The following is a 6,128-nucleotide window of genomic DNA, read 5'->3' on the forward strand; positions in this document are numbered from 1 at the left end:
AGGCCGTCTCTTCCTGAAGTTTCTCAAGCTCCGATAGGTAGTTCTCCTGGCTTTCTAATTTCTCCTTTATCTTCTGCCCTAAGATAGATATGAGAATCAGCCCCGTTCCGTTCAGGAAGAACTGTATCAAGTTTTCAAGGCTGAAACCCCCCGTGTTAAAGGCAAAGTAGATAAGCTGGAGAAACAGAGCTACTATGAGTGCTGATAGGCTCTGTTTCCGGTTCAAAAAGAGGGATGAGAAGAGAATGGGGAAGAGAAGAAACAGGGAGAAAAAGCCGTAGGAAAAAGCGCCTTTTATTACCAACAGGAATAAAAAGAGCTCGTCTAACAAGAACTCAAACAGGAGAGCTCTCTTTCCTGTTATAAAAAGAACCGTGCTTACAACTGAGTAAACGGCAAGAACAACGAGAGAGTATTTATCAATGATTGTTCTGTTGATTGAGTAAATGGAGAGTAAAAGAACTAAGAGGCCGGCGGAGAAGGAGAGCCGGCCGACCTTGTAGATGAGCTGAAGTTTCTCAAAAGGAGAGTTAACCCTGTAGTCCAAGCTCCTTCTCTAAAGCCGTTTCGTAGATTTCCTTTGCCTCTTTAACAAGGATGTTAACGAGCTCTTTACCTCTGTGTTTGATAACTCCCCTGTCTCCCCTGATCTTTCCTATGACCTTTGCAGGAACGGTTCTCTTCTCAAAGAAATCAAGGACTTCATCAACCCTCTCTGGAGAAACTGAAACTACAATCCTGCTCTGGTCTTCCCCGAAGAGTAGAAAATCGCTCCTTATGTTATCGTCAAGCTCAACCTCGAATCCCAACTCCTTCTCAAAAGAGGACTCAAACAGGTTGACCGCCAGCCCCCCTTCAGAGACGTCGTGGGCGTGTTTGATTAAGCCTCTCTGTATTGCCTCAACAATCGCTTCCTGAAGAGTTTTCTCAAACCTTAGGTCAATCGTTTGCCCCGTTCCTCTAAACTCCCCTATCTGGAGCTTCTGATACTCCGAGCCGGAGATGTTTCCTGTGTTTTCACCTAAAAGAACAATTACGTCTCCCTCATCTTTGAAGAAAGAGGTCATTCTCTTCTCAACGTTTTCAAGAACGCCAACGCAGACAACTGTTGGGGTTGGGAATACAGCTCTTTTGCCCTCGTCTGTCTTTGTCTCGTTGTAGAAGCTCACGTTCCCGCTGACCACGGGAGTTTCAAGGACTTTGCAGGCGTCTGCCATTCCGTCTGTTGCCTTTACAAACTGCCACATTATTTCAGGGTCTTCAGGGCTTCCAAAGTTTAAACAGTCTGTTATTGCCCTTGGAACGGCTCCGGAGCAGGCAACGTTCCTCGCCGCCTCTGCAACGGCTATCTTTCCACCTTCATATGGGTTCAGGTAGCAGTAACGGGAGTTACAGTCGCTGCTTATGGCAATTCCCTTCCCTGTTCCTTTAATCCTTAAAACCGCTGCGTCTGAGCCAGGGTAAACTACAGTGTTTATCTGAACCATGTGGTCGTACTGCTCCCATATCCACCGCTTGCTTGCAATTGTTGGAGAGGAGAGGAGTTTTCTAACGACTTTGTTGTAGTCTTCAGGTTCAGGAAGTGTGTTTGGGTCGTATTTTTTGTTCTCTAAGATGTATTTAGGAACTCTAAATGGCCTGTAGTAGACGGGAGCTTCGTCTGTGAGGGCTTTTATGGGGAGCTCCGCCACAACCTCACCGTGCCAGAAAAGTTTCAGAACCGGCTCCTCAATAACCTCACCTATCACCGTTGCGTCAAGCCCCCACTTCCTGAAAACGTCCATTATCTCTTCTTCTTTACCCTTTTCACAGACTACTAACATTCTCTCCTGAGACTCAGAGAGCATAATCTCGTAGGGAGTCATCCCCTCTTCACGGGTGGGAACCTTATCTAAGTAGAGAACAACTCCAACTCCTCCCCGGGAGGCCATCTCAACGGAAGATGATGTTAAACCTGCAGCTCCCATATCCTGAATAGCGACGATTCCCTCCTTCTCCATCGCTTCCAGACAGGCCTCAATGAGGAGTTTCTCCATGAATGGGTCTCCAACCTGAACGTTTACCTTCTTCTCAACCTCTTCCTCAGATGAGAACTCCTCAGAGGCCATCGTTGCTCCGTGGATTCCGTCCCTTCCCGTTTTTGCCCCAACGTAGATGACCGGGTTTCCAACTCCTGCAGCCCTTGCGTAGAAAATCTTGTCCTTCTTAACAACTCCAAGTGCAAAGGCGTTTACAAGGGGGTTGGTCTGGTAGCAGGAGTCAAAGTAGACCTCTCCGCCAACCGTTGGAACCCCAACACAGTTCCCGTAGTGGCTTATTCCAGAAACAACTCCCTTTGTTACGTATCTCATCTTGGGGTCGTGGAGCTCCCCAAACCTCAGAGAGTCCATGCAGGCAATCGGCCTTGCTCCCATAGTGAAAACGTCTCTTAATATTCCCCCAACTCCCGTTGCCGCACCGTTAAAGGGCTCTATGTAGGACGGGTGGTTGTGGGACTCAACCTTAAAGGCCACGCAGGTTTCAGTTTCCTCGTCTACCATTATTATCCCTGCGTTCTCTCCAGGCCCCTGAACGACCCAGGGGGCTTCAGTTGGAAATTTCTTAAGGTGAGGGCGGGAAGACTTGTAGGAACAGTGTTCAGACCACATCGCAGAGAAAATTCCGAGCTCAACCAAGTTGGGCTCCCTTCCAAGGAGCTCCACTATCTTCTGATACTCTTCCCACGTAACGTGCTGTTCTATAACTCTCCTGTCCATTAATTGCTCCCTGAAACAGTTGTGATAACGTATTATACGTTGAATTTAACCGCCCACAAACTTAAATTTGCCACGAGAAAAAAACGTGCAGGAGGGAGAAATGGCAGTAGTAGGATTTGCCAAACTTGAAGCCCTTATGAGGAAAGCTGCCGGCCTTGACATTGACAAGAACAAGGCCAAAGAGATTACAGACATTGTAGAGAAGAAACTCTACGACCTTCTCCTGATAGGGGAGAGGAACGCCAAGTACAATAACAGAGAAGTTATCTGGGAGTGCGACGTTCCTCTTACAAAGGGATTCTTGGAGTCTATGCAGAAGTTCAGAGAGCTTGAAGAGGAGCTCCCTCTTCAGGACGTTCTTGACTTCCTCGCAACAAAGCCGCCCCTCAAGTATCCGTTAGAGGCTGAGCTTGAGAAGAAGCTTCCTGAAATCGTCGGAACTCTCCTCTACATCCTTGCAAGGACTATGAAAGAGGTTGACCCGGCCTGCAGGCAGCCTTCAAGCGAGGATATTGAGAGAGCAGGAAGAATCTTAGACCTTACAATGTAGTTTTCGGGGGGAGCTCCCCCCCACTACCACCGTTAAAGGAGGAGACTTGGAAAAGCCAAACCTTCAGATGACCTTAAGGGAGTGTTTAGAGAAGTTCCCCCAGCTGAAAGACAAACTCTACGAGCTGGTTGAGGAGTGTATCTACTGCGAGGGCTTTAAGGACGAAACCCTTGAAGAGGTTTTCAGAGCCCACAGGTTAGACCCTGAAAAGGCACTAAAGGAGCTTGAGGGAGCTCTGGAGGAGTGATGGACTTTCCCTATTACAGCGCAGTAAAAACCGTTGCAGAGCTTATGTGCTGCAGCGCAATAACAGCTCCAAAGGGAAAGGGGGTAAACCTTCTCTATACCAAAATCTTTGAGGGAGAGGAGAAAAACGCCGTAGCCGACCTTATGGAGAAGATAGGAAAAGAGAAAAACCTTGCCTTTTTCGTTAGAGATGCGAAAAACGTCAGAGATTCCCTTTTGGTAGTTTTCATAGGAACGGAGGTTAAACCCAGAGGCGTCCCTTTCTGCGGTTTCTGTGGGTTTGAGAACTGCGAAAAGTCTATGGCTGCCGGAGCCTACTGTGCCTACGCTGTTGGAGATTTGGGAATAGCAATAGGTTCAGCAGTAAAACTGGCTTCAGAAAATAACATGGACAACAGAATTATGTTCTCCTTCGGAAAGGCTGCCATCGTTGGCGGTTTCGTTCCGGGTAAAATAAAACTCGGCTACGGAATACCCCTTTCAGTTTCCGGGAAAAACATATTCTTTGACAGGAAGTTTTAATGGAAAACGTCGCCTGGATAGTTGTTCCGTCGGGGGAAACGCTAACAACGGTAACAACTCCCGTTTCGTCCCTTATTGAGAACAGGAGCATTCTGAAGAAGAAACCCCTGTGGATACACTTCAGGCGTTTAGATGAGTCTGTTGAGGAGCTCCTCTCAGAGGAGTTTGATATAAACGAGCTCTCTCTTGAGGACTGTAAATCTGAAGCCCGCTCAAAGGCGGAGCACTTTGAGAACTACCTCTTTATGCTCCTCATCTACTTTGACGGCGGGATAAGCCGTCAGAAGAAGCTCTGCCTCTTCTGGGGAAAGGACTTCGTTTTAACAGTTGGAAGCAGGCGCCTCTTTGAGGAGGCCAAAAAGGAGCTAATGCTTGAGGAGGAGCCCTTTGGAGAGGGCGTTGAGAAGATAGTCTGGATAATCTCATCCCTCATAACCGATAAGTTCAAATACGTTACAGACCTTTTGGAAGACCAGGCAGACGAGATAGAAGCAAAGGTCTTTAAGGAGCAGAGCCCGGAGCTCCTTGAGGACATCTCAGACCTCTCCTACGAGATACTCACTTTAAGGAGAGCTCTCAAACAGATTAGAGATGCCTACAAGTTTGCCATGTCGTTCTCCGGTAGGTTTGCAAACCCCGAGAACATCCACTACTTCAGAGACCTCTTAGACGAGATAAGTATCCTCTACGATAGGGCAGAAACCTTACACGAGTTCATCCAGAACGTTTTAAACGTCTTCTCGTCCCTTGTTAACTTCAAGCTCAACGACATAATGAAAACCCTGACAATTTTTGTTGCCGTCCTTGAGCCCATTATGTTTATCTCCTCTTACTACGGAATGAACGTTGAGAACCTTCCGCTGGCCTCAAAGCCATACGGGATACTCGTCATATCTTTCTTCATGCTCTTTCTCAGTTTAGGACTTCTATACTACTTCAGGCGGAAAAACTGGATTTAGGGAGAGAGTTGAAAGTCCTCGTCTATCAAACGGCTTTCCTTGGAGACCTTATCCTCACTTCCCCGCTCCTTAAGTCCATCCACAAAACCTTTAACTGTGAAGTCCATTTAGTTCTAAGGAGAGGTTTTGAAGAAGTTTTTAAAGGTTTTGACTTTATAAAACCGATTCCCGTTTCAAAGCCCTCACCCTTTTCACTGTCAAAGCTCTTAAGGGAATACTCCTTTGACGTTGCCATATCTCCCCACCGCTCCCACAGGGCCTCAATTACCCTTTTCCTCTCAAGGATTCCAAAAAGAATCGGTTTTGACAGGGCAGGTTTCTCCTTCCTATACACAGATACAGTTCCCCACCGCTTTGAAAAAAGGCTCCACGAGGTTGAGAGGAACCTCTCTCTCCTGAAACCTTTAGAAGAAGAGTTTACAGTTGTTTACGATAGGGAGCCGGAGCTCCCCCTAAAACCGGAAGAAGTAGAGTTTACCTTGCACAAGTTCAGCCTGAAAAAACCTTACATCGTATTTGCCCCCGGCTCTGTGTGGCCTACAAAGGCCTGGCTCCCCGAATACTACGGAGAAGTAATAAAACACTACTCAAGTAAGGGCTACGAAACCGTTATAGTTGGCTCAAAGTCGGACTTCTCTTACTGCCAAAAGGCCTATGAAACTTCAGGGAAAACTGCAAAGAACCTCTGCGGGAAAACGAGTTTAAGGGAGTTCTTCTCTGTTATAAAGGGAGCAGAGCTTGTAATCTCAAACGACTCCTCTCCAGTCCACGTTGCAGTCTCTGTTAAAACTCCCGTTGTTGAGATCTACGGAGCAACAGTTCCGGAGTTCGGCTTCTTCCCCTACGGTAAGGGAGAAATTGTTGAGCTTCAGGGTTTAAAGTGCCGCCCCTGTGGCCTTCACGGCAAAAAGAGCTGCCCAGAGAAGCACTTTAGGTGTATGGCTGACCTGAAGCCGGAGATGGTTATTGAAAAAGCTGATAAACTTTTATCGGCCACTTAAAAGTTGGTATATTTCCCTCACCTAAACAACCGATACGGGAGGCAGTTAAATGAACGTTAGAGTAACTCCACTTGACACCCAGCCTGTAAACCAG

General features: G+C 47.2%; 7 protein-coding genes. 5 read left to right on the forward strand and 2 right to left on the reverse strand.

Annotation, left to right across the window (positions count from 1 at the left end; genetic code table 11):
- Window positions 1-547: hypothetical protein (locus F8H35_RS00430; protein ID WP_472571605.1), on the reverse strand; the 547-nt coding region annotated here is incomplete at its 3' end.
- Entirely contained in the window at window positions 531-2,756 is a 2,226-nt protein-coding gene (gene purL / locus F8H35_RS00435) for a phosphoribosylformylglycinamidine synthase subunit PurL (RefSeq protein WP_472571606.1), read from the reverse strand. The genes purL and F8H35_RS00430, both read right to left, overlap by 17 nt.
- Window positions 2,757-2,856: 100 nt before the next feature.
- Here purL and F8H35_RS00440 point away from each other — a divergent pair, with 100 nt between their 5' ends.
- The 5 genes from F8H35_RS00440 to waaF are packed head-to-tail and all read left to right on the forward strand — an operon-like array spanning window position 2,857 to window position 6,034.
- Window positions 2,857-3,306 carry a DUF1931 family protein gene (locus tag F8H35_RS00440; protein ID WP_472571607.1) on the forward strand — a complete coding sequence of 150 codons (450 nt, stop codon included), beginning with the start codon at window positions 2,857-2,859 and terminating at the stop codon, window positions 3,304-3,306.
- Window positions 3,307-3,352: 46 nt separating this feature from the next.
- Window positions 3,353-3,553 carry a hypothetical protein gene (locus tag F8H35_RS00445; protein WP_472571608.1) on the forward strand — a complete coding sequence of 67 codons (201 nt, stop codon included), beginning with the start codon at window positions 3,353-3,355 and terminating at the stop codon, window positions 3,551-3,553.
- Window positions 3,553-4,074 (forward strand): ferredoxin domain-containing protein, encoded by a 522-nt coding sequence (locus F8H35_RS00450; protein ID WP_472571609.1) that lies wholly within the window; start codon window positions 3,553-3,555, stop codon window positions 4,072-4,074. Before F8H35_RS00445 ends, F8H35_RS00450 begins: the two co-directional genes overlap by 1 nt.
- Window positions 4,074-5,033, forward strand: a complete 960-nt coding sequence (locus F8H35_RS00455) for a magnesium transporter CorA family protein (RefSeq protein WP_472571610.1) — start codon at window positions 4,074-4,076, stop codon at window positions 5,031-5,033. Before F8H35_RS00450 ends, F8H35_RS00455 begins: the two co-directional genes overlap by 1 nt.
- Before the next feature lie 8 nt (window positions 5,034-5,041).
- On the forward strand, window positions 5,042-6,034 hold the full coding sequence (gene waaF, locus F8H35_RS00460; RefSeq protein ID WP_472571611.1) for a lipopolysaccharide heptosyltransferase II: 993 nt from the start codon (window positions 5,042-5,044) through the stop codon (window positions 6,032-6,034).
- The last annotated feature ends 94 nt before the right edge of the window (window positions 6,035-6,128 follow it).

The sequence above is a fragment of the Thermovibrio sp. genome (assembly GCA_015488335.1).
GTDB lineage: Bacteria > Aquificota > Aquificia > Desulfurobacteriales > Desulfurobacteriaceae > Balnearium.